The sequence below is a fragment of the Shewanella violacea DSS12 genome, assembly GCF_000091325.1.
GTDB classification, from domain to species: domain Bacteria; phylum Pseudomonadota; class Gammaproteobacteria; order Enterobacterales; family Shewanellaceae; genus Shewanella; species Shewanella violacea.
This window is the reverse complement of sequence record NC_014012.1, coordinates 4,372,950-4,398,038: the sequence shown is the minus strand read 5'-3', so window position 1 is coordinate 4,398,038 and position 25,089 is coordinate 4,372,950. Positions and strand designations below refer to the sequence as shown.

Annotated in this window: 2 protein-coding genes; both read right to left on the bottom strand. The window is 48.3% G+C overall.

All coding sequences use genetic code 11. The features are described from left to right. Window positions 1-3 precede the first annotated feature (3 nt). Entirely contained in the window at window positions 4-15,171 is a 15,168-nt protein-coding gene (locus SVI_RS21610) for a VCBS domain-containing protein (RefSeq protein ID WP_041420081.1), read from the bottom strand. Window positions 15,172-15,452: 281 nt separating this feature from the next. Beyond that, window positions 15,453-24,869 carry a retention module-containing protein gene (locus SVI_RS20825; RefSeq protein ID WP_172634445.1) on the bottom strand — a complete coding sequence of 3,139 codons (9,417 nt, stop codon included), beginning with the start codon at window positions 24,867-24,869 and terminating at the stop codon, window positions 15,453-15,455. Window positions 24,870-25,089: the final 220 nt, after the last annotated feature.

Genomic DNA, 25,089 nt, shown 5'->3' with positions numbered 1-25,089 from the left:
TATTTAGGGGATTAGGTGTTGGATCTGCTCATCTTGAAGTTGATTCGATCCCGATCCTGAATTATCGGCAAATACTGTAGCGCTAGACGATGCAGAAGCTTGATTATCTATGATCAAAGCACCTTCACCATTACTCCCTAGTAAGCCATTAATAATAGCCTCATCGGTCGCGCCATATGCGGTTGCGAGATCGACACCATCGAGAATGATTAGCTGATCCACATGGCCATCATGATTCGCATCGACTTCGATTGTTGTCGTACCATTATCCACAGTGAAGTGCAGATACTGGCCCAAGTTTCCGGCATTCTCCCCCTGCAGTAGATCGCTAAGATCTAGCTTATCTTCTCCTAAATGAAAGTCGGTAATGTGATCGGTTCCAGTTGATCCTGCTGACCAAATAAAGGTATCGGCACCCGTTCCACCAGTCAGTGTATCGTCACCTAAACCGCCAATAAGGACATCATCACCTAGGCCACCAATAAGGACATCGTTACCACCTTGGCCGAAGAGGAGATCATCTCCCTCTCCTCCATCTATGATATCTGCGCCATCATCGGCGCGAGATACATCGAAAACTCCAGGGTTAGCCGAGATATATTCATGGACATCTTTTACTGAAACATCGGCGACATTTTGATTCGTTTCTTGAGCGACGAACTGCTGCAGTGCAGCATATCCCTGACCATTGATATTATCGAACTGGATCAGGTCGCCGAAGATTATGTCATTACCGGCTGCGGCGTCAGTAGTATCATTACCTTGAAGGAGTGCCTGCTCAGCTCCCAAAATGATATTAGCGAGATCTGATGCATCGATATTGGCATGAGCTTGACCATCTGAGTCATAGGGAACTAAATCCTCTAAATTAATACCATTCCCAATCCCAATGGCTTCGACATCAGAAATCGTATTGAGTACTGCGAAAGCTGCTAATGCTTGTGCTTCGGCCTCTGCATCAGTTCCGTATGTTATTTTGCTAACAAAATAATCACCATTATCATCTTGTTTTAATATTCCTTGTGACCTGCTGTCCCATTGATGGTCTGTATGAGTCCAATAGTTGACGCTCCCATACTCATCCACGATCACTTTACCCGCATAAATAAGCTCTTCACCTGGAACATAGTTTGATAATAAATCAGATAGCATCTTATAATCTTTACCTTCCGAATCATCGTATACCCAGATCTCATCTGGTGAGGCGTCGGTGACATAGGTATTCGGTTCACCATCGGTAATGAAGTAAGTGAGGTTGTTACCTTGGTTATTTGCCGCTTCACCATGATTAAACCAGTCTATGGCAGTCTCAAATGCCGACTCATAGTTAGTTCTCCCCCCACTTGTAATGGTATCTAAAGCATCTTCTAGTAGAGAAATTGCGTTGGAGTCGGCTAAATTTACAGAAAAAGCAATATTAGTACCTGTGTCAAAGTCGACCAGAAGAAGATTAACTAGGCCGGCATGCTCACCTGTCGCACTGGCTTGAAGAGTACCGAAGACTTCAAGAAATTGAGCTTTTGTAGTATTGACGTCGGCGTCCATACTCTGTGAGGAGTCGAGAAGGAAGGCTATGTTGTAGTTTTGGCCTTGGATTACTTGAATACCTGTTACATCACTGACAATGATTTCGTTATCACTGGTACCTGAAATATCATCATTACCGTAGGACCCGTTGTTAAATGCGTAATTATCAAGCTCAACACTAAAGTGGCCCTCAGTGCTGTCACCGTCGCTATCGGTGGCAACAATATTGAAATCAATTTGGCCATCTGATGGGTCCTGCATAGCTTGATACTGGTAGAACTCCCATTGACCTGTGCCCGGTGTAAACTCGACTTTAAAGACCAATTCTCCGTCAGGAGTTTGACCTAGCATAGTATTGCCTGATTGGGTGATTAATATGCTTTCTCCAGTCGGCGTGAGAAGGGCATTCTCGTCACTCCCGGTAAAGACAAGTGAACCAAATCCGTCGGCTCCCCAATCTGTATCGACAGTGCCAGATGCGTAGGCTATGGCGATGGCTTGTGTATCTGAATCTGCACCTAGGAACTCGATTGATTTAATTCTGATATCGCTATTGTCGCCATGTGCTGCATCGAATCCATTGTCTGTCGCCTTGACAACTAGTCGATCGAATCCTCCTTCGAGTACTTCAAATACTGCTGCGTATTGACCATTGTTTGCATCAGAACTAAAGGTTTGTGTGGCAATGAGCTGGCCGTCACGATAGAACTCGACTACACCTGTCTCTAATTCTCCACCAAACATAGCTGCAAACTTGATATTGACGCCGTAAGCTATAGTGCCAGTGTCTAGAGTGATGACTATCTCTTCAGATGCTTCGCTACCGTCGGCAAATTTACGGAAGTCAATTTCCTTTTGAAGGTTATGATATGGAGCGCCTACACTATTAACGCCCAAACCATTACTGGCTCCATAAATATTGGTATTAACTAATGTTGAATCAGTTGATGAAGTAAACCCTCTGGCTGTAATAGTGAAACCATCGAAGTCCAGAGAGCTAGAATTTCCATTGTAGCCTCTGAGTGAGAACTCCCCGATTAAGCTATCTGGAATATCTATATTTGTTACGGTTTCTACTGCCGAATCGGCAATTTCAGGTTCATCATCCTCTATGGTGACGGTGAAACTGCCATTAGTTGTGCCACCATTACCGTCATTGACATTGATACCTATATCAATTGACAGTGAATCTTCGCTATTAGAATCGGCATGATCAAACGGTGCTAGTAAGGTTAAGTTATAGCTCCAATCTCCAGGAGCATTGCCAGTAGGAGCCGTGAGTACAACACTCATTACCTCAAGGTAAGAAGCTTCACCAGCAGATCCAATGTAGCCTGTAAGAGTCTGTGAACCTGAATCCCAAGACCATTGAATAGTTTCGCCGCCAGAAGTCAGGTTTTCTGGCCCCGAAAGGGCAAGTGTTAAGGCATCACTATCAATATCTTGGATGCTGATAATACCGTTAGCAGTGACCTCATCATCGTTATCATCGTTATCATCGTTATCATCAGTATCATCATCAGTTAAGTCTTCTTCTGAGACGCTAGAGTCAGATGCATAGCTAATAATTGGTAAGTCGTTGCTGCCGATAATGTTGATCTTAACCGTTGATGGAGTGCCATCTATGCTGGTGACATTGAAGGTCTCGGTTAGCGGTATAGAGTCTGTATTTAGCTCATCGAATGCGCTGTTGGCGACAAAGGTCCATTGACCATCTGCTGCCAGAGTAAATGTACCGTAATTACCCACTACTGAGGTCGGAGTAAAGCTGTCGTCAGCATTATCGACATCAACCGCGGTCAGTGTGCCGCCAGTGCTTAAGGCGCTATCTGTTTCGACCAAGGTGACTTCAGCTGCGCTGACATCGGCGGCGTCATTGGTGCCGCCGATGTTGATCTTAACCGTGGATGGAGTGCCATCGATACTGGTGACATTGAAGGTCTCAGTTAATGGCGCTGAATCAGTGTTTAGCTCATCGAACGCGCTGTTGGCGACAAAGGTCCATTGGCCATCGGCTTCCAGAGTAAATGTACCGTAATTACCCACTACTGAGGTCGGAGTAAAGCTGTTGTCGGCATTATCGACATCTGTGGCTGTGAGTGTTCCGCCAGTGCTTAAGGCCACATCTGTTTCGACTAAGGTAACTTCAGATGCGCTGACATCGGCGGCATCATTGGTGCCGGTAATGTTGATCTTAACTGTTGATGGAGTGCCATCTATGCTGGTGACATTAAAGGTCTCAGTTAATGGCGCTGAATCTGTATTTAGTTCATCGAATACGCTGTTAGCGACAAAGGTCCATTGACCGTCTGCTGCTAGTGCGAAGGTTCCGTAAGAGCCTGTCATAGTCACAGGAGTAAAGCTGTTGTCGGTGTTATCGACATCTGTGGCTGTGAGTGTGCCGCCCGTGGTTAAGGTGCTATCGGTCTCGACTAAGGTTACTTCATCTGCGCTAACATCGGCGGCATCATTGGTGCCGGTGATGTTGATCTTAACCGTAGATGGAGTGCCATCGATACTAGTGACATTGAAGGTCTCAGTTAATGGCGCTGAATCAGTGTTTAGCTCATCGAATGCGTTGTCGGCCTCGAAGGTCCATTGACCATCAGCTGCCAGGGTAAATATGCCGTAGGTGCCCACTACTGTCACTGGGATAAAGCTGTTGTCAGCATTATCTACATCAACAGCAGTCAGGGTTCCGCCAGTGGTCAAGCCGCTGTCGGTCTCGACCAAGATGACTTCCGCTGCGCTGACATCGGCGGCATCATTGGTGCCGGAGATGTTGATCTTAACCGTTGATGGAGTGCCATCTACGCTGGTGACATTGAAGGTTTCGGTTAGCGGCGCTGAATCTGTGTTTAGCTCATCGAACGCGCTGTTGGCCTCAAAGGTCCATTGACCATCGGCTGCCAGAGTAAATGTACCGTAATTACCTACCACTGAGATCGGAGTGAAGCAGTTGTCGGCATTATCGACATCAGTGGCTGTGAGTGTTCCGCCAGTGGTTAAGGCGCTGTCCGTTTCGACTAAGCTTACTTCATCTGCACTGACATCGGCGGCGTCATTGGTGCCTGTGATGTTGATCTTAACCGTGGACGGAGTGCCATCGATACTGGTGACATTGAAGGTTTCGATCAAAGGCGCTGAATCTGTATTGAGCTCATCGAATGCGCTGTTGGCGACAAAGGTCCATTGACCATCGGCTGCCAGAGTAAATGTGCCGTAATTACCCACTACTGAGGTCGGAGTAAAGCTGTTGTCAGCATTATCTACATCTGTGGCTGTGAGTGTACCGCCAGTGGTTAAGGCTGTATCGGTCTCGACCAAGGTGACTTCATCTGCGCTGACATCGGCGGCATCATTGGTGCCGGTAATGTTGATCTTAACCGTGGATGGAGTGCCATCGATACTGGTGACGTTGAAGGTCTCAGTTAATGGCGCTGAATCTGTATTTAGTTCATCGAATGCGCTGTTGGCGACAAAGGTCCAGCTGCCATCAGATGCTAGCGCGAAGGTTCCGTAATTACCCACTACTGAGGTCGGAGTGAAGCTGTTGTCGGCATTATCGACATCTGTGGCTGTGAGTGTTCCGCCAGTGCTTAAGGCCACATCTGTTTCGACTAAGCTGACTTCATCGGCGCTGACATCGGCGGCGTCATTGGTGCCGGTAATGTTGATCTTAACCGTTGATGGAGTGCCATCGATACTGGTGACATTGAAGGTCTCGGTCAACGGCGCTGAATCTGTGTTTAGCTCATCGAATGCGCTGTTGGCCTCAAAGGTCCATTGGCCATCGGCTGCCAGAGTAAATGTACCGTAATTTCCCACCACTGAGGTTGGTGTGAAGCTGTTGTCGGCATTATCGACATCTGTGGCTGTGAGTGTTCCGCCAGTGCTTAAGGCGCTATCTGTTTCGACCAAGGTAACTTCATCTGCGCTAACATCGGCGGCATCATTGGTGCCGGTAATGTTGATCTTAACCGTTGATGGAGTGCCATCGATACTGGTGACATTGAAGGTCTCGGTTAGCGGAATAGAGTCTGTGTTTAGCTCATCGAACGCGCTGTTGGCCTCAAAGGTCCATTGACCATCGGCTGCCAGAGTAAATGTACCGTAATTTCCCACCACTGAAATAGGAGTAAAGCTGTTGTCGGCATTATCGACATCTGTGGCTGTGAGTGTGCCGCCAGTGCTTAAGGCACTGTCTGTTTCGACTAAGGTGACTTCATCTGCGCTAACTTCGGCGGCGTCATTGGTGCCGGTAATGTTGATCTTAACCGTGGATGGAGTGCCATCGATACTGGTGACATTGAAAATTTCGGTCAAAGGCGCTGAATCTGTATTTAGCTCATCGAATGCGCTGTTAGCGGTGAAGGTCCATTGACCATCGGCTGCCAGAGTAAATGTACCGTAATTTCCTACCACTGAGGTTGGAGTAAAGCTGTTGTCGACATTATCGACATCAACAGAGGTCAGTGTTCCGCCAGTGGTTAAGGCTGCATCTGTTTCGACTAAGGTTACTTCATCTGCGCTGACATCGGCGGCGTCATTGGTGCCGGTAATGTTGATCTTAACTGTTGATGGAGTGCCATCGACACTGGTGACATTGAAGGTCTCGGTTAGCGGAATAGAGTCTGTATTGAGCTCATCGAACGCGCTGTTGGCGACAAAGGTCCATTGACCATCAGCTGCCAGAGTAAATGTACCGTAATTACCCACTACTGAAATAGGAGTGAAGCTGTTGTCGGCATTATCTACATTTGTGGCTGTGAGTGTGCCGCCAGTGGTTAAGGCTGTATCTGTTTCGACTAAGGTCACTTCAGCTGCGCTGACATCGGCGGCATCATTGGTGCCGGTGATGTTGATCTTAACCGTGGATGGAGTGCCATCTATGCTGGTGACATTGAAGGTCTCGGTTAGCGGAATAGAGTCTGTGTTGAGCTCATCGAACGCGCTGTTGGCGACAAAGGTCCATTGACCATCAGCTGCCAGAGTAAATGTACCGTAATTACCCACTACTGAAATAGGAGTGAAGCTGTTGTCGGCATTATCTACATCTGTGGCTGTGAGTGTGCCGCCAGTGGTTAAGGCAGCATCTGTTTCGACCAAGGTGACTTCATCTGCGCTGACATCGGCGGCGTCGTTGGTGCCGGTAATGTTGATCTTAACCGTTGATGGAGTGCCATCGATACTGGTGACATTGAAGGTCTCAGCCAACGGCGCTGAATCTGTATTTAGCTCATCGAACGTGCTGTTGGCGGTGAAGGTCCATTGACCATCGGCTGCCAGAGTAAATGTACCGTAATTACCCACTACTGAGGTCGGAGTAAAGCTGTTGTCAGCATTATCTACATCTGTGGCTGTGAGTGTACCGCCAGTGGTTAAGGCTGTATCGGTCTCGACTAAGGTGACTTCATCTGCGCTGACATCGGCGGCATCATTGGTGCCGGTAATGTTGATCTTAACCGTGGATGGAGTGCCATCGATACTGGTGACATTGAAGGTCTCGGTCAAAGGCGCTGAATCTGTATTTAGCTCATCGAATGCGCTGTTGGCCTCAAAGGTCCATTGACCATCAGCTGCCAGGGTGAAGGTTCCGTAAGAGCCCGTCATAGTCACAGGAGTAAAGCTGTTGTCGGTGTTATCGACATCTGTGGCCGTGAGTGTTCCGCCCGTGCTTAAGGCTGCATCTGTTTCGACCAAGGTAACTTCAGCTGCGCTAACATCGGCGGCATCATTGGTGCCGGTAATGTTTATCTTAACCGTTGATGGAGTGCCATCGACACTGGTGACGTTGAAGGTCTCACTTAGCGGCGCTGAATCTGTATTGAGCTCATCGAATGCGCTGTTGGCCTCAAAGGTCCATTGACCATCGGCTGCCAGAGTAAATGTACCGTAATTTCCCACTACTGAAATAGGAGTGAAGCTGTTGTCGGCATTATCGACATCAACTGAGGTCAGCGTGCCGCCAGTGGTTAAGGCTGTATCTGTTTCGACTAAGGTCACTTCAGCTGCGCTGACATCGGCGGCATCATTGGTGCCGGTGATGTTGATCTTAACCGTGGATGGAGTGCCATCTATGCTGGTGACATTGAAGGTCTCAGTTAGCGGAATAGAGTCTGTGTTGAGCTCATCGAATGCGCTGTTGGCGACAAAGGTCCATTGACCATCGGCTGCCAGGGTGAAGGTTCCGTAAGAACCATCCATAGTCACTGGAGTAAAGCTGTTGTCGGCATTATCGACATCTGTGGCTGTGAGTGTGCCGCCAGTGGTTAAGGCCACATCTGTTTCGACCAAGGTGACTTCATCGGCGCTGACATCGGCGGCGTCGTTGGTGCCGGTAATGTTGATCTTAACCGTGGATGGAGTGCCATCGATACTGGTGACGTTGAAAGTCTCAGTTAATGGCGCTGAATCTGTATTTAGCTCATCGAACGCGCTGTTGGCCTCAAAGGTCCATTGACCATCGGCTGCCAGAGTAAATGTACCGTAATTACCTACCACTGAGATCGGAGTGAAGCTGTTGTCGGCATTATCGACATCAACCGCGGTCAGTGTGCCGCCAGTGCTTAAGGCGCTATCTGTTTCGACCAAGGTGACTTCAGCTGCGCTGACATCGGCGGCATCATTGGTGCCGGTAATGTTTATCTTAACCGTTGATGGAGTGCCATCGATGCTGGTTACATCGAAGGTCTCAGTTAGCGGAATAGAGTCTGTGTTGAGCTCATCGAATGCGTTGTCGGCCTCGAAGGTCCATTGACCATCGGCTGCCAGGGTAAATATGCCGTAGGTGCCCACTACTGTCACTGGGATAAAGCTGTTGTCAGCATTATCTACATCAACAGCAGTCAGGGTTCCGCCAGTGCTTAAGGCGCTGTCTGTTTCGACTAAGGTAACTTCATCTGCGCTGACATCGGCGGCGTCATTGGTGCCTGTGATGTTGATCTTAACCGTGGATGGAGTGCCATCTATGCTGGTGACATCGAAGGTCTCAGTTAGCGGAATAGAGTCTGTATTTAGCTCATCGAACGCGCTGTTGGCCTCAAAGGTCCATTGACCATCGGCTGCCAGAGTAAATGTACCGTAATTACCCACTACTGAGGTCGGAGTAAAGCTGTTGTCGGCATTATCGACATCGACTGCCGTTAGCGTACCGCCAGTACTTAATGCGCTATCGGTCTCAACTAAGGTAACTTCAGCTGCGCTGACATCGGCGGCATCATTGGTGCCGCCGATGTTGATCTTAACCGTTGATGGAGTGCCATCGATACTGGTGACATTGAAGGTCTCGGTCAAAGGCGCTGAATCTGTATTTAGCTCATCGAATGCGTTGTTAGCGACAAAGGTCCAGCTACCATCAGATGCTAGTGCGAAGGTTCCGTAAGAACCAGTCATAGTCACAGGAGTAAAGCTGTTATCAGCATTATCGACATCTGTGGCTGTGAGTGTTCCGCCCGTGGTTAAGGCTGCATCGGTTTCGACCAAGGTCACTTCATCTGCGCTAACATCGGCGGCATCATTGGTGCCGGTAATGTTGATCTTAACCGTTGATGGAGTGCCATCGATACTGGTGACATTGAAGGTTTCGGTCAAAGGCGCTGAATCTGTATTTAGCTCATCGAACGCGCTGTTGGCCTCAAAGGTCCATTGACCGTCGGCTGCCAGGGTGAAGGTTCCGTAATTCCCTACCACTGAGGTTGGAGTAAAGCTGTTGTCGGCATTATCGACATCTGTGGCTGTGAGTGTTCCGCCAGTGCTTAAGGCGCTATCTGTTTCGACCAAGGTGACTTCAGCGGCGCTGACATCGGCGGCATCGTTGGTGCCTGTGATGTTGATCTTAACCGTGGATGGAGTGCCATCTATGCTGGTGACATTGAAGGTTTCGGTCAACGGCGCTGAATCTGTATTTAGCTCATCGAATGCGTTGTTAGCGACAAAGGTCCAGCTACCATCAGATGCTAGTGCGAAGGTTCCGTAAGAACCAGTCATAGTCACAGGAGTAAAGCTGTTATCAGCATTATCGACATCTGTGGCTGTGAGTGTTCCGCCCGTGGTTAAGGCTGCATCGGTTTCGACCAAGGTCACTTCATCTGCGCTAACATCGGCGGCATCATTGGTGCCGGTAATGTTGATCTTAACCGTTGATGGAGTGCCATCGATACTGGTGACATTGAAGGTTTCGGTCAAAGGCGCTGAATCTGTATTTAGCTCATCGAACGCGCTGTTGGCCTCAAAGGTCCATTGACCGTCGGCTGCCAGGGTGAAGGTTCCGTAATTCCCTACCACTGAGGTTGGAGTAAAGCTGTTGTCGGCATTATCGACATCTGTGGCTGTGAGTGTTCCGCCAGTGCTTAAGGCGCTATCTGTTTCGACCAAGGTGACTTCAGCGGCGCTGACATCGGCGGCATCGTTGGTGCCTGTGATGTTGATCTTAACCGTGGATGGAGTGCCATCTATGCTGGTGACATTGAAGGTTTCGGTCAACGGCGCTGAATCAGTGTTTAGCTCATCGAATGCGCTGTTGGCCTCAAAGGTCCATTGACCATCGGCTGCCAGAGTAAAGATGCCGTAGGTGCCCACGACCGTCACTGGGGTAAAACTGTTGTCGACATTATCGACATCAACAGAGGTCAGTGTTCCGCCAGTGGTTAAGCCGCTGTCGGTCTCAACTAAGGTGACTTCGGCAGCGCTGACATCGGCGGCATCGTTGGTGCCTGTGATGTTGATCTTAACCGTAGACGGAGTGCCATCTATGCTGGTGACATTGAAGGTCTCAGTTAACGGTGCTGAATCTGTATTTAGTTCATCGAATGCGCTGTTAGCGACAAAGGTCCATTGACCGTCTACTGCTAGTGCGAAGGTTCCGTAAGAGCCTGTCATAGTCACAGGAGTGAAGCTGTTGTCGGCATTATCGACATCTGTGGCTGTGAGTGTTCCGCCAGTGCTTAAGGCGCTATCTGTTTCGACCAAGGTGACTTCAGCGGCGCTGACATCGGCGGCATCGTTGGTGCCTGTGATGTTGATCTTAACCGTTGATGGAGTGCCATCTATGCTGGTGACGTTGAAGGTCTCGGTTAGCGGTGCTGAATCTGTATTGAGCTCATCGAACGCGTTGTCGGCTTCGAAGGTCCAGCTGCCATCGGCTGCCAGGGTAAAGATGCCGTAGGTGCCCACGACCGTCACTGGGGTAAAACTGTTGTCGACATTATCGACATCAACAGAGGTCAGTGTTCCGCCAGTGGTTAAGCCGCTGTCGGTCTCAACTAAGGTGACTTCGGCAGCGCTGACATCGGCGGCATCGTTGGTGCCTGTGATGTTGATCTTAACCGTAGACGGAGTGCCATCTATGCTGGTGACATTGAAGGTCTCAGTTAACGGTGCTGAATCTGTATTTAGCTCATCGAACGCGCTGTTAGCGACAAAGGTCCATTGACCGTCTACTGCTAGTGCGAAGGTTCCGTAAGAGCCTGTCATAGTCACAGGAGTGAAGCTGTTGTCGGCATTATCGACATCTGTGGCTGTCAGTGTTCCGCCAGTGCTTAAGGCGCTGTCTGTTTCGACCAAGGTGACTTCAGCTGCGCTAACATCGGCGGCATCATTAGTACCTGTGATGTTGATCTTAACCGTTGATGGAGTGCCATCTATGCTAGTGACATTGAAGGTCTCGGTTAACGGCGCTGAATCTGTATTTAGCTCATCGAATGCGCTGTTGGCCTCAAAGGTCCATTGACCATCTGCTGCCAGAGTAAATGTACCGTAATTCCCTACCACTGAGGTTGGAGTAAAGCTGTTGTCGGCATTATCGACATCTGTGGCTGTGAGTGTTCCGCCAGTGCTTAAGGCCACATCTGTTTCGACCAAGGTAACTTCATCGGCGCTGACATCGGCGGCATCATTGGTGCCGGTAATGTTGATCTTAACCGTTGATGGAGTGCCATCTATGCTGGTGACATTAAAGGTCTCAGTCAAAGGCGCTGAATCTGTATTCAGCTCATCGAACGCGCTGTTGGCCTCAAAGGTCCATTGACCGTCTGCTGCTAGTGCGAAGGTTCCGTAAGAGCCAGTCATAGTCACTGGAGTAAAGCTGTTGTCGACATTATCGACATCTGTGGCTGTGAGTGTTCCGCCAGTGGTTAAGGCTGTATCGGTCTCGACCAAGGTGACTTCATCTGCACTGACATCGGCGGCATCATTGGTGCCGGTAATGTTGATCTTAACCGTGGATGGAGTGCCATCGATACTGGTGACGTTGAAGGTCTCACTTAGCGGCGTCGAGTCTGTATTTAGCTCATCAAATGCGCTGTTGGCCTCAAAGGTCCATTGACCGTCTGCTGCCAGGGCGAAGGTTCCGTAAGAGCCCGTCATAGTCACAGGAGTAAAGCTGTTATCAGCATTATCGACATCTGTGGCTGTGAGTGTTCCGCCCGTGGTTAAGGCTGTATCGGTCTCGACTAAGGTAACTTCATCTGCGCTGACATCGGCGGCGTCATTGGTGCCGGTAATGTTGATCTTAACCGTGGATGGAGTGCCATCGATACTGGTGACATTGAAGGTCTCGGTCAAAGGCGCTGAATCTGTGTTTAGCTCATCGAACGCGCTGTTGGCCTCAAAGGTCCATTGACCATCGGCTGCCAGAGTAAATGTACCGTAATTACCCACCACTGAAATAGGAGTAAAGCTGTTATCAGCATTATCTACATCAATAGCCGTCAGTGTTCCGCTCGTGCTTAAGGCTGCATCTGTTTCGACCAAGGTAACTTCATCGGCGCTGACATCGGCGGCATCATTGGTGCCGGTAATGTTTATCTTAACCGTTGATGGAGTGCCATCGATGCTGGTTACATCGAAGGTCTCAGTTAGCGGAATAGAGTCTGTGTTGAGCTCATCGAATGCGCTGTTGGCCTCAAAGGTCCATTGACCATCGGCTGCCAGAGTAAATGTACCGTAATTACCTACCACTGAGGTTGGAGTGAAGCTGTTGTCGGCATTATCGACATCTGTGGCTGTGAGTGTGCCGCCAGTGCTTAAGGCGCTGTCGGTCTCGACTAAGGTGACTTCAGCTGCGCTGACATCGGCGGCATCATTGGTGCCGGTAATGTTGATCTTAACCGTGGATGGAGTGCCATCGATACTGGCGACGTTGAAAGTCTCGGTCAACGGCGCTGAATCTGTATTTAGATCATCGAATGCGCTGTTGGCGACAAAGGTCCAGCTGCCATCAGATGCTAGTGCGAAGGTTCCGTAAGAGCCCGTCATAGTCACAGGAGTAAAGCTGTTATCAGCATTATCGACATCTGTGGCTGTGAGTGTGCCGCCAGTGCTTAAGGCGCTGTCTGTTTCGACCAAGGTGACTTCATCTGCGCTAACATCGGCGGCATCGTTGGTGCCGGTAATGTTGATCTTAACCGTTGATGGAGTGCCATCGATACTGGTTACATTGAAGGTCTCAGTTAGCGGAATAGAGTCTGTGTTGAGTTCATCGAATGCGCTGTTGGCGACAAAGGTCCATTGACCATCGGCTGCCAGGGTGAAGGTTCCGTAATTTCCCACCACTGAAATAGGAGTAAAGCTGTTATCGGTGTTATCGACATCAACAGCCGTCAGTGTACCGCCAGTGGTTAAGGCGGCATCTGTTTCTACTAAGGTAACTTCATCGGCGCTGACATCGGCGGCATCGTTGGTGCCGGTAATGTTGATCTTAACTGTTGATGGAGTGCCATCGATACTGGTGACATTGAAGGTCTCGGTTAGCGGAATAGAGTCTGTGTTGAGCTCATCGAATGCGCTGTTGGCCTCAAAGGTCCATTGACCGTCTGCTGCCAGAGTAAATGTACCGTAATTTCCCACCACTGAAATAGGAGTAAAGCTGTTGTCGGCATTATCGACATCGACAGAGGTCAGCGTGCCAGTTGTGGTTAAGGCTGTATCTGTTTCGGCTAAGGTGACTTCATCGGCGCTGACATCGGCGGCATCGTTTTCAGGAGTTACGATTATTGTTAACGCCGCATGTGAGCCTGTATTCGTTGTATAGCTGATAACAGGGACTGTGCCGTTCCAGTTTTCATTTGGCGTGAAGGTATAAGAACCATCTTGGTTGATGATCAGGGATCCTGATGCAAGCTGCACACTTGTGCCTACTGTGTATGTTTCACCGTTAACTTCGAAGCTGGCTACTATGAGATCATTATCTAGGTCTGAATCGTTATCTAATACATTGCCAGTCGCCACATCATCTTCACCGATTGTATGGCTGTCGTTGACGAGCACACTTGGGTCATCAACTGGAGTGACTTCTATAGTCAGAGTAGAGGTAGAGCCTGTGTTTGTTATGTAGCCGATAACAGGGACTGTGCCGTTCCAGTTTTCATTTGGCGTGAAGGTATAGGAACCATCTTGGTTGATGATTAGGGAGCCGCCTTCAAGCTGAACACTTGTGCCTACTGTGTATGTTTCACCGTTAACTTCGAAGCTGACTACTGTGAGATCATTATCTAGATCTGAATCGTTATCTAATACATTGCCTGTCGCCACATCATCTTCACCGATTATGCGGTTGTCGTTGACGAGCATACTAGGGTCATCAACTGGAGTGACTTCTATAGTCAGAGTAGAGGTAGAGCCTGTGTTTGTTATGTAGCTGATGGCAGGGACTGTACCGTTCCAGTTTTCATTCGGCGTGAAGGTATAAGAACCATCTTGGCTGATGCTCAAGGAGCCTGATGTAAGCTGAGCACTTGTGCCTACTGTGTATGTTTCACCGTTAACATCGAAGCTGACTACTGTGAGATCATTATCTAGGTCTGAATCGTTATCTAATACATTGCCAGTCGCCACATCATCTTCACCGATTGTATGGCTGTCGTTGACGAGTACACTTGGGTCATCAACTGGAGTGACTTCTATCGTCAGGGTGCCAGTTTCATCGGTATTGGTCGTGTATGTTATATCTGGAACTGTACCATTCCAATTGTCATTGGGTGTAAATGTGAAGCTACCATCTTCATTGATAACTAGCGTGCCGCCATCTAATACGATTTCAGTCCCAGTAGTATATGTATCGCCGTCGACAGTGAAACTTACTACGGTTAACTCTGTATCGGCGTCAAGATCATTATCTAAAAGGTTGCCAGTAACTAAGTTATCTTCTTCGGCCGTGTAGTTATCATTAGCTATTATGCTAGAAGCATTATGGTCGCTGATATTCTCTTGATAGAAGTTTGAAGTGTTAGAAAAAGTAATACCTGATGTATCAAATCCTGATGATGCTTGAGTTTGAGAACCACTTCTGCCGATGGCAACAAAATCACCACCTTGGTTACCTAGTGTGTTGCCTGCCGCTGTATCAGGACCTTTAGTTGGGTCTTCACCTGCCGCGATCTGAGCTTGAATGGCTTGGATTTCATCAAGTACAGACGGGTTCGTATCAGTTACTTTTGAAGCATTATATTGCTCGCTTTGATTGGATAAGCTAGTACCATCTGCATAAGCTATTTCTAGCTCTGCATTGTCAGGGATGAAGAGTGTTACGCCTGCAGGAAGCTGTTCACCCTGGGAAATGAGTTGCTTTCCACCATTCATTTCGACGGTGATCTCCCCATTAGCAATTAACACTTCTCCGTGCTGTGTGGTGACTAATGATTTCATTTTTAACTCCAAGCAAATAACGTAAACAGCGCAGCTCTGGTAAACCCTTTACCCAATGTTGGCGGCATCCTCCTACTTTAGACTTACACTGGTTAATATATGTAACGCTAAGGTGGGGCTGCATGTTAACCCATGTAAAAAGGGTGGTCAATTTGTTGACGCGCCCGTTGGATTTTGTATGCAGATGGTTGGTTGTTTGCTTGGTTTGTTGGCTGGTTTGGCCTGTAGGAAAGACCAAGCCGCTAAATGTAGCGGCTTGGTTGGCTATGTTTTGAGTGGTTTTATGGGATAGTGTCAATAATCAGTGCGTTATCTGTGAGAAGGCCATCTATTATGGCTATATCTCCAGGGGCATAGATGGTCGATAGATCTACACCATCGATAATAATAGTGAGATCTAGGTTTACACCACCCACCAAGCCATCAGAATCGACATATATCTCAGTATTTCCATTCACAAAATTAAAATCTAAGTAATCGTCTAAGCTTATTGCTGTGTTATCTTCACCAACTAATATCTCTGCTAGATTCAATGCATCGTAGCTTGAATCAAAGTTATAAACAGTGTCTGTGCTGCCATCATCAGAACCAAGATCCCAGACAAATATATCTCTATCTGTATCGGCTCCGCCATCCAAGCTATCGCTACCTATGCCTCCAATTAGGTAGCTATCCCCCTGACCGTCGATTAACACATCATCCAGTGCACTGCCCATGTGCATACTTGGTTGGGGGATGGGATCTAAGGTTACGAAAAAGTGGCCTTCATCTGGGGTATCGAATATCACACTATCGCCATCTGCATCGGTAGCAGTATAGGAAAGCTCTATATTGATAGGATCTTGTAAGAGTACATCTATTGATGATAAACCTATAATTTGGAAGTCGTTGCCACTGAGATAAGTGATCTCAATTGAGGCGATATTCAGGTTGTTTTCGGCGATAATCTCTATGTCTAATGTGCCATTTATGGTGGCTAGAATGGGTCCAGAATTTGTGTTGTCTGTGTATGATACTAGGTAGCTTATTTCTGCTGTTCCGGTGTGATTACCGTTGTTGTTGTTACCCAAAGATACTGCGGCTAGACTGGCGCCGTTGGTACCATAGACGAATAAAATGGCTTCATCAGTGGAGATCGAGGTTTGAGGGCCGACACCTATACCGTGATTATTAGAGTTGATGCTGGAGCTTGCTCCTCCATCAGTACCTGTAATCGTGGCAATGGTCATAGTTGTTTGATTATCTTGGGAGTAGATTTGCCCATCGACATCGACATAATAAGCTGCGTTATTCCCTGCTGGTGCACTACTGAGATCGTATTCAACAGAGACTCCGGCATCGAGTATTTGTAGAATCTCTAGTTTATAGTCGTAGTGGCCGTCGATATCGAGTATGGCGGTGACGGTAAACACATCAGTGCCATCGGCGCTGGCGGTTAGGATATTACCACTCATGTTATAAACTAATGGAGTGCCGTTATAGGTCAGCCCACTCGTTTCAACGGTAAAAGTGATGCTGCCCAAGCCATCTGCACCTGGATCGAATAGATCACCAGTTACGAATTCGCTGACGGCATTGGTCATAGCTTGCATCAATAATTCATCTACTTCATCGACTGGACTGTCATCTTCTATGATGGCATTGAGAGTGGTAGCGACATTATCAAAACCGTCGAAGATGTTGACTCCGAAATCTATGGATAACAGATCTTCGGTACTGTTGACTGGATGATCCAGTGGAGCGAACAAGTCTAAGGTATAGCTCACGCTATATACAGACAGGGCGCTACTGACTGTACCCAAGGTTACTGTCATCACTAAGGTATCCGAAAATTCGGTTCTTCCCGTTAGTATGTTGCTGCCATCCCATTGCCAGATAACCTCTTCGCCTGCAGAAAAAGCACTGGAGATTGGGGCTATAAGCGAAACTGTAAAGCTATTGTCGGCGGGATTCTCTGCATCGGTGAATGTTAATGTGCCCATGTGTGATATGGCATCAGTGTCATCAGAGGGATCACCGTCCGTATCTATGATCCCCCCGGTTAAGCCTTCCTCGGAAACAAGTAAGGAAGATATACCCTCGACTATGGGGGCATCGTTAATACCTGTGATTGTTATAACGACCGTTTCAGTATCTGTTGCGCCAAAGTCATCAGTGACAGTCACATCAAAATTTAGAGTGATAGTTTCATTTTCAGCAAGAAATTGGACTAATGAGTTTGCAATAGTGTAATCCCAGCTACTTGTATCGACACTGAATCCTGCGATTAGATCTATGATCTGACCAGGCGTTAAATCTCCCCCAGACCAGATAACATCTCCAACTGGAGCTGTATCTATACTAGGAGTGTCATTATTATCTACGTCTGTAAAACTTAATGTTCCAACAACATTTAGATTTGGATCTGTATCGTCTTCAGTGATACCTCCAGTAAGATCATCGATAGTGAGTATTGGGATATCGTTAGTACCGTTGACTGTAACGGTAATATTTTGAGTGTCGGTGGCGCCGAATTCATCGGTGACAGTGACGGTAAAGATTTCATCGTGACTCTCACCGGAGGCGAGGGCGTTGACTAACACACTGTCGTTGAGGACGTAGACCCATTCACCACTGACACTGTCGATGGTGAACTCACCATAGGTGCCTGACTCATCCCCGGACCAAGCTAAGCTTGAGTTGTTATCGGCATCTTCGGCGGTAACTGTGCCACCGGTTTGCAAGACGGCGTCCGCTGGGGTGTTGTTATTGTTGGGGTCGTTATCGAAGTCATCTACCACACCTTCCTCTTTGACGCTGCCAAGATGAGCTGCGCCACTTGAGGTGATAACAGGGATATCGTTAGTACCGTTGACTGTGACGGTAATATTTTGAGTGTCGGTGGCGCCGAACTCATCGGTGACAGTGACGGTAAAGATTTCATCGTGACTCTCACCGGAGGCGAGGGCGTTGACTAACACACTGTCGTTGAGGGCGTAGACCCATTCACCACTGACACTGTCGATAGTGAACTCACCATAGGTGCCAGAGTCATCCCCGGACCAAGCTAAGCTTGAGTTGTTATCGGCATCTTCTGCGGTAACTGTGCCACCGGTTTGCAAGACGGCGTCCGCTGGGGTGTTGTTATTGTTGGGGTCGTTATCGAAGTCATCTACCACACCTTCCTCTTTGACGCTGCCAAGATGAGCTGCGCCACTTGAGGTGATAACAGGGATATCGTTAGTACCGTTGACTGTGACGGTAATATTTTGAGTGTCGGTGGCGCCGAACTCATCGGTGACAGTGACGGTAAAGATTTCATCGTGACTCTCACCGGAGGCGAGGGCGTTGACTAACACACTGTCGTTGAGGGCGTAGACCCATTCACCACTGACACTGTCGATAGTGAACTCACCATAGGTGCCAGAGTCATCCCCGGACCAAGCTAAGCTTGAGTTGTTATCGGCATCTTCTGCGGTAACTGTGCCACCGGTTTGCAAGACGGCGTCCGCTGGGGCGTTGTTATTGTTGGGGTCGTTATCGAAGTCATCTACCACACCTTCCTCTTTGACGCTGCCGAGATGAGCTGCGCCACTTGAGGTGATAACAGGGATATCGTTAGTACCGTTGACTGTGACGGTAATATTTTGAGTGTCGGTGGCGCCGAATTCATCGGTGACAGTGACGGTAAAGATTTCATCGTGACTCTCACCGGAGGCGAGGGCGTTGACTAACACACTGTCGTTGAGGGCGTAGACCCATTCACCACTGACACTGTCGATGGTGAACTCACCATAGGTGCCAGAGTCATCCCCGGACCAAGCTAAGCTTGAGTTGTTATCGGCATCTTCGGCGGTAACTGTGCCACCGGTTTGCAAGACGGCGTCCGCTGGGGTGTTGTTATTGTTGGGGTCGTTATCGAAGTCATCTACCACACCTTCCTCTTTGACGCTGCCAAGATGAGCTGCGCCACTTGAGGTGATAACAGGGATATCGTTAGTACCGTTGACTGTGACGGTAATATTTTGAGTGTCGGTGGCGCCGAACTCATCGGTGACAGTGACGGTAAAGATTTCATCGTGACTCTCACCGGAGGCGAGGGCGTTGACTAACACACTGTCGTTGAGGGCGTAGACCCATTCACCACTGACACTGTCGATAGTGAACTCACCATAGGTGCCAGAGTCATCCCCAGACCAAGCTAAGCTTGAGTTGTTATCGGCATCTTCTGCGGTAACTGTGCCACCGGTTTGCAAGACGGCGTCCGCTGGGGCGTTGTTATTGTTGGGGTCGTTATCGAAGTCATCTACCACACCTTCCTCTTTGACGCTGCCAAGATGAGCTGCGCCACTTGAGGTGATAACAGGGATATCGTTAGTACCGTTGACTGTGACGGTAATATTTTGAGTGTCGGTGGCGCCGAACTCATCGGTGACAGTGACGGTAAAGATTTCATCGTGACTCTCACCGGAGGCGAGGGCGTTGACTAACACACTGTCGTTGAGGGCGTAGACCCATTCACCACTGACACTGTCGATAGTGAACTCACCATAGGTGCCAGAGTCATCCCCGGACCAAGCTAAGCTTGAGTTGTTATCGGCATCTTCTGCGGTAACTGTGCCACCGGTTTGCAAGACGGCGTCCGCTGGGGTGTTGTTATTGTTGGGGTCGTTATCGAAGTCATCTACCACACCTTCCTCTTTGACGCTGCCAAGATGAGCTGCGCCACTTGAGGTGATAACAGGGATATCGTTAGTACCGTTGACTGTGACGGTAATATTTTGAGTGTCGGTGGCGCCGAACTCATCGGTGACAGTGACGGTAAAGATTTCATCGTGACTCTCACCGGAGGCGAGGGCGTTGACTAACACACTGTCGTTGAGGGCGTAGACCCATTCACCACTGACACTGTCGATAGTGAACTCACCATAGGTGCCAGAGTCATCCCCAGACCAAGCTAAGCTTGAGTTGTTATCGGCATCTTCTGCGGTAACTGTGCCACCGGTTTGCAAGACGGCGTCCGCTGGGGTGTTGTTATTGTTGGGGTCGTTATCGAAGTCATCTACCACACCTTCCTCTTTGACGCTGCCAAGATGAGCTGCGCCACTTGAGGTGATAACAGGGATATCGTTAGTACCGTTGACTGTGACGGTAATATTTTGAGTGTCGGTGGCGCCGAACTCATCGGTGACAGTGACGGTAAAGATTTCATCGTGACTCTCACCGGAGGCGAGGGCGTTGACTAACACACTGTCGTTGAGGGCGTAGACCCATTCACCACTGACACTGTCGATAGTGAACTCACCATAGGTGCCAGAGTCATCCCCGGACCAAGCTAAGCTTGAGTTGTTATCGGCATCTTCTGCGGTAACTGTGCCACCGGTTTGCAAGACGGCGTCCGCTGGGGCGTTGTTATTGTTGGGGTCGTTATCGAAGTCATCTACCACACCTTCCTCTTTGACGCTGCCAAGATGAGCTGCGCCACTTGAGGTGATAACAGGGATATCGTTAGTACCGTTGACTGTGACGGTAATATTTTGAGTGTCGGTGGCGCCGAACTCATCGGTGACAGTGACGGTAAAGATTTCATCGTGACTCTCACCGGAGGCGAGGGCGTTGACTAACACACTGTCGTTGAGGGCGTAGACCCATTCACCACTGACACTGTCGATAGTGAACTCACCATAGGTGCCAGAGTCATCCCCGGACCAAGCTAAGCTTGAGTTGTTATCGGCATCTTCTGCGGTAACTGTGCCACCGGTTTGCAAGACGGCGTCCGCTGGGGCGTTGTTATTGTTGGGGTCGTTATCGAAGTCATCTACCACACCTTCCTCTTTGACGCTGCCAAGATGAGCTGCGCCACTTGAGGTGATAACAGGGATATCGTTAGTACCGTTGACTGTGACGGTAATATTTTGAGTGTCGGTGGCGCCGAATTCATCGGTGACAGTGACGGTAAAGATTTCATCGTGACTCTCACCGGAGGCGAGGGCGTTGACTAACACACTGTCGTTGAGGGCGTAGACCCATTCACCACTGACACTGTCGATGGTGAACTCACCGTAGGTGCCTGACTCATCCCCGGACCAGGTTAAGATCGCGTTATGATCGGCATCTTCTGCGGTGACAGTGCCACCGGTTTGCAGGACGGCGTCCGCTGGGGTGTTGTTATTGTTGGGGTCGTTATCGAAGTCATCTACCACACCTTCCTCTTTGACGCTGCCGAGATGAGCGCCACCACTTGAGGTGATAATAGGGATATCGTTAGTGCCGGTAATGGTAATTGTGACTGGCTCAGTATCACTACCGCCTCGGTTATCTGTGACTGTGACATCGAAGCTTAAGGTGATGGTTTCACCAACGGCGAGAAACTGCACCAGAGCATTTGGGATGGTGTAATCCCAGTTGTCGTCATCGACAGTGAAGCCGTCAATGAGAATATCAATGTCTTGAGCGATGAGTTGATTAGATAGGGTGCCGCCAGTCCAGAAAATATCACCCTTATACTCTTCGGTGACTTCATGAGTGTCGCTGACATCGGCGTCCGTAAAGCTAATTGCACCGAAATCGTTGAGGTCGGGATTGGTGAAGTCTTCTAGTACAGCCCCGGTACCTTCAACGGTGAGTTCCGGTAGGCTGTTGGTACCAAAAATGGTGATGCTCACAGTTTCTGTGTCTGTGCCATCATCGTTATCTGTCACAGTGACTTCAAAGCTTAAGGTTATGGTCTCATCAGCACCCAAAAATTGCACCAGTGAGTTGGCGATACTGTAGTCCCAGCTGTTACTGTCGACACTGAAACCATCAATAAGACTGGTGATCTCCCCCTGGGTGAGTACAGATGTAATATCACCATTGCTCCAGTCTATATCTTGGTTGTAATCTTCACTGACACTATGGGTATTACTGGTGTCGACGTCGGTGAAACTGAGAATTCCGCTGTCGCTGAGGGTCGTATTGTTGGCATCTTTAGTTACCCCACCTTCAATATCGACGGTGAGAATAGGCAGGTCATTGGTGCCCTGTACTGTAATTGTGACGAGTTGGGTATCGGTTGCGCCAAACTCATCGGTCACTGTGACTAAGAATGTCTCTTCGGCAGACTCACCTTCGGCTAAAGGGTCTGCTAAATTATTATTTAGGTTATAAGTCCATTCACCTGTTGTGCTATTGAGGTTAAACACACCGTAATTATTGGATTGAGGAGTGAAACTCCATATCGGGTTATCGGCGATGATAGTATCTACGTCTTCTACCGATAGAGTGCCATTGATTACGTCAATACCTGGAATGAAGACACCGTCGTCTTCGCTACCCGATTCGATAACTGTGCCACTTGCGCTATCACCTTCGTCGAGGAAAATGATAGGGGAATCATTGGTTCCTTGAACGGTTATAGTGACGTTTTGTGTGCTAGTGAGACCAAATTCATCGGTCACTGTGACCAGGAATACTTCTTCTGTGCTTTGCCCTTCTGCAAAGCTGTCAGCCAGAGAGTCATCTAAGGTGTAGGTCCACTCACCTGTAACTGGATCGATAAAGAAGCTCCCAAAACTGCCATCTGTACTGCCACTGAAAATAAGAACTGCATTGTTATCAATATCACCCGCATCTAGAGTACCTGTACTAATTAACACTCCGGGTAACACAGTACCGTTATCAGCATTACCTGTTTCAATTACCACACCTTCAGCGTCTTCAGAAGTCGAAGTGATCTGCGGGGCATCATTAGTACCAATAACCGTAATAGTGACCAGTTGAGTATCGGTGGCACCGAATTCATCGGTTACTGTGACTAGAAACTCTTCAAGAATAACCTCTCCTTCGGCTAACGAATCGGCTAGGTCATTATCCAAATTGTAGACCCATGATCCGGAAGCCGAATCTATACTAAAGCTGCCATAGGTACCCGCTGAGTTACCACTCCAGCTTAGTTGTGCGCCATTATCAACATCTGTAGCAGTTAACAATCCTGATGTTTGTGGAATACCAGGATCAAGAGTTTCGTCATCTAGAGTACTGGCTTCAACGACAGTCCCAGTCGCTGCCGCATCACTTGAGGTGATTATCGGTGAGTCATTAGTACCTTGGACAGTTATGGTGACTTGTTGTGTTGCTGTGGCATCAAATTCGTCCGTTACTGTGACAATAAAAATCTCTTGAACAGTATCTCCTTCGGCCAGGCTGTCGGCCAAGGAGTTATCTAAGGTGTAACTCCATTCTCCTGTGACCGGATCTATGGTGAAGCTACCCAAACTACCCGTAGCATCTCCACTCCATACCAGCACTGCGCCGTTATCCACATCGGCAGGTTCAAATAAGCCTGTTGTGTTTAGGACACCAGAAACGACAGTACCGTCATCTTCATTACCTGCTTCAACCACAAGCCCCTCGGCGCCTAAAATTGGGTCGACAGGGTTATCAGGGTCTACAGGTACATCGGGATCTATAACTACAATTACAGGTATATCATTAGTACCTGTGATTGTTATGGTTAGAGTGGCTGCGACAGTGTCACCATCACTATCGGCGAGCTGATAGGTAAATGTTTCAGTAACTAGTTCACCTTGTGCTAAAGCTTGCACGTTTCCTAATGAGTTATCTAGCTGGTAGGTGTAGCTACCATCTGCTGATATTTGTAATAGACCAAAATCACCTGAAATATTGGTAGTTGCAGCTATTGCCTGAGTGGCTACATCTGTATTCGAAATTTGTGATACGACTGCAGAATCGGCACCTTGAGTATCGTTAGCTAGGACATTGCCAGTAATAACTATCGCTATGTCGCCATTTTCTGAGACCGTGTTGCTATCGTCTACAGCGTTTGGGCTATCATCGATGATGTTGACTGTGATTGTTGAGGCTGTGGTGATACCGGCGAGATCGGTCACTAAAGTGGTAAATATTTGAGATAAGGTATCAGATGCTGAGTTATCCACATCAGTGTCGAGGGTAAAATTATAATTGAGTGTACCTGTGACAGCATCGAAACTAGTGATAACTAATACGCCATTATCTGTTGTCAAAGTAATGGGACCAACAAATAATCCTCCGATAAAGATATCAATGCCATTAATCGTTAGAGCGCTGATCCCTGTCTGAGCTCCTACCTGTAGGCTATTGGATTGCTCAAGTGCTGCCGCTAAAGGATTTGAGCCCTGCAAAAGATTGGCTTCTAGTAGGGTAACGCTACTGGCATCTATTGTCGGTGGCTCGGGGAGTTCTGCGGTTAATATCACGGGGTCTTCGGTGGGGGCTGGAGCTAGGGCAAATCCTGCGGTGTCGTAGCCAGAGCCTGCTAATGTTTCATCACCCGTTCTTCCTAAAGTTATATAGTCAGAACCACCTTGATTACCTCCTCCACCTGCGGCTGTACCAGCGGCGGTTTCAGGCAGGCCAGCAGTAGGATCATCGCCGGCTAAAATTTGTGCTTGTAAGGCGGCAATTTCAGCATCGGCTGAAACTGGTGCAGTAGCGAGTTCAGGAGCCGCCCCTAGGGAGCTTTCAGGTATCGGTTCGGAAAAGTTTGTTTCAGTAATAATTGTTCCATCAGCCATGTGTAAGATAAACTGAGAGTTAGGGGCGAAAATTAATTGTTCGCCATCTTTAATTAGATCGCCAATCGTCACATCTCTGATATTACCTTGCTCATCTTTAGCCTTTAATTGACCGACAAGGTTGGTGACGACTGCGTCTTGTTCTGTTACTGAAACACCCATAATCATATCCCTGAGCTAACTCTTTTTGGAATAATTCATATTGAATTATTCAAGCTGCATTTATGTCTACCGAACATAATGAGTTTGGCTCTAATTTTCAGTGAGTCAAATTAGTGTAAATCGCCTGCACGTATTATGGATATTGGGTTTCAATGGGGGAGGTTTAAAAAGTAACGTCTATTCAGCTGTTTGGCATAGATGAAGGTCATGATACAAAAAA

Excerpts from the sequence above, each read along its gene's own strand:
- SVI_RS21610 (WP_041420081.1), bottom strand. The coding sequence starts at position 15,171 with ATGAAATCATTAGTCACCACACAGCACGGAGAAGTGTTAATTGCTAAT.
- SVI_RS20825 (WP_172634445.1), bottom strand. The coding sequence starts at position 24,869 with ATGGGTGTTTCAGTAACAGAACAAGACGCAGTCGTCACCAACCTTGTC.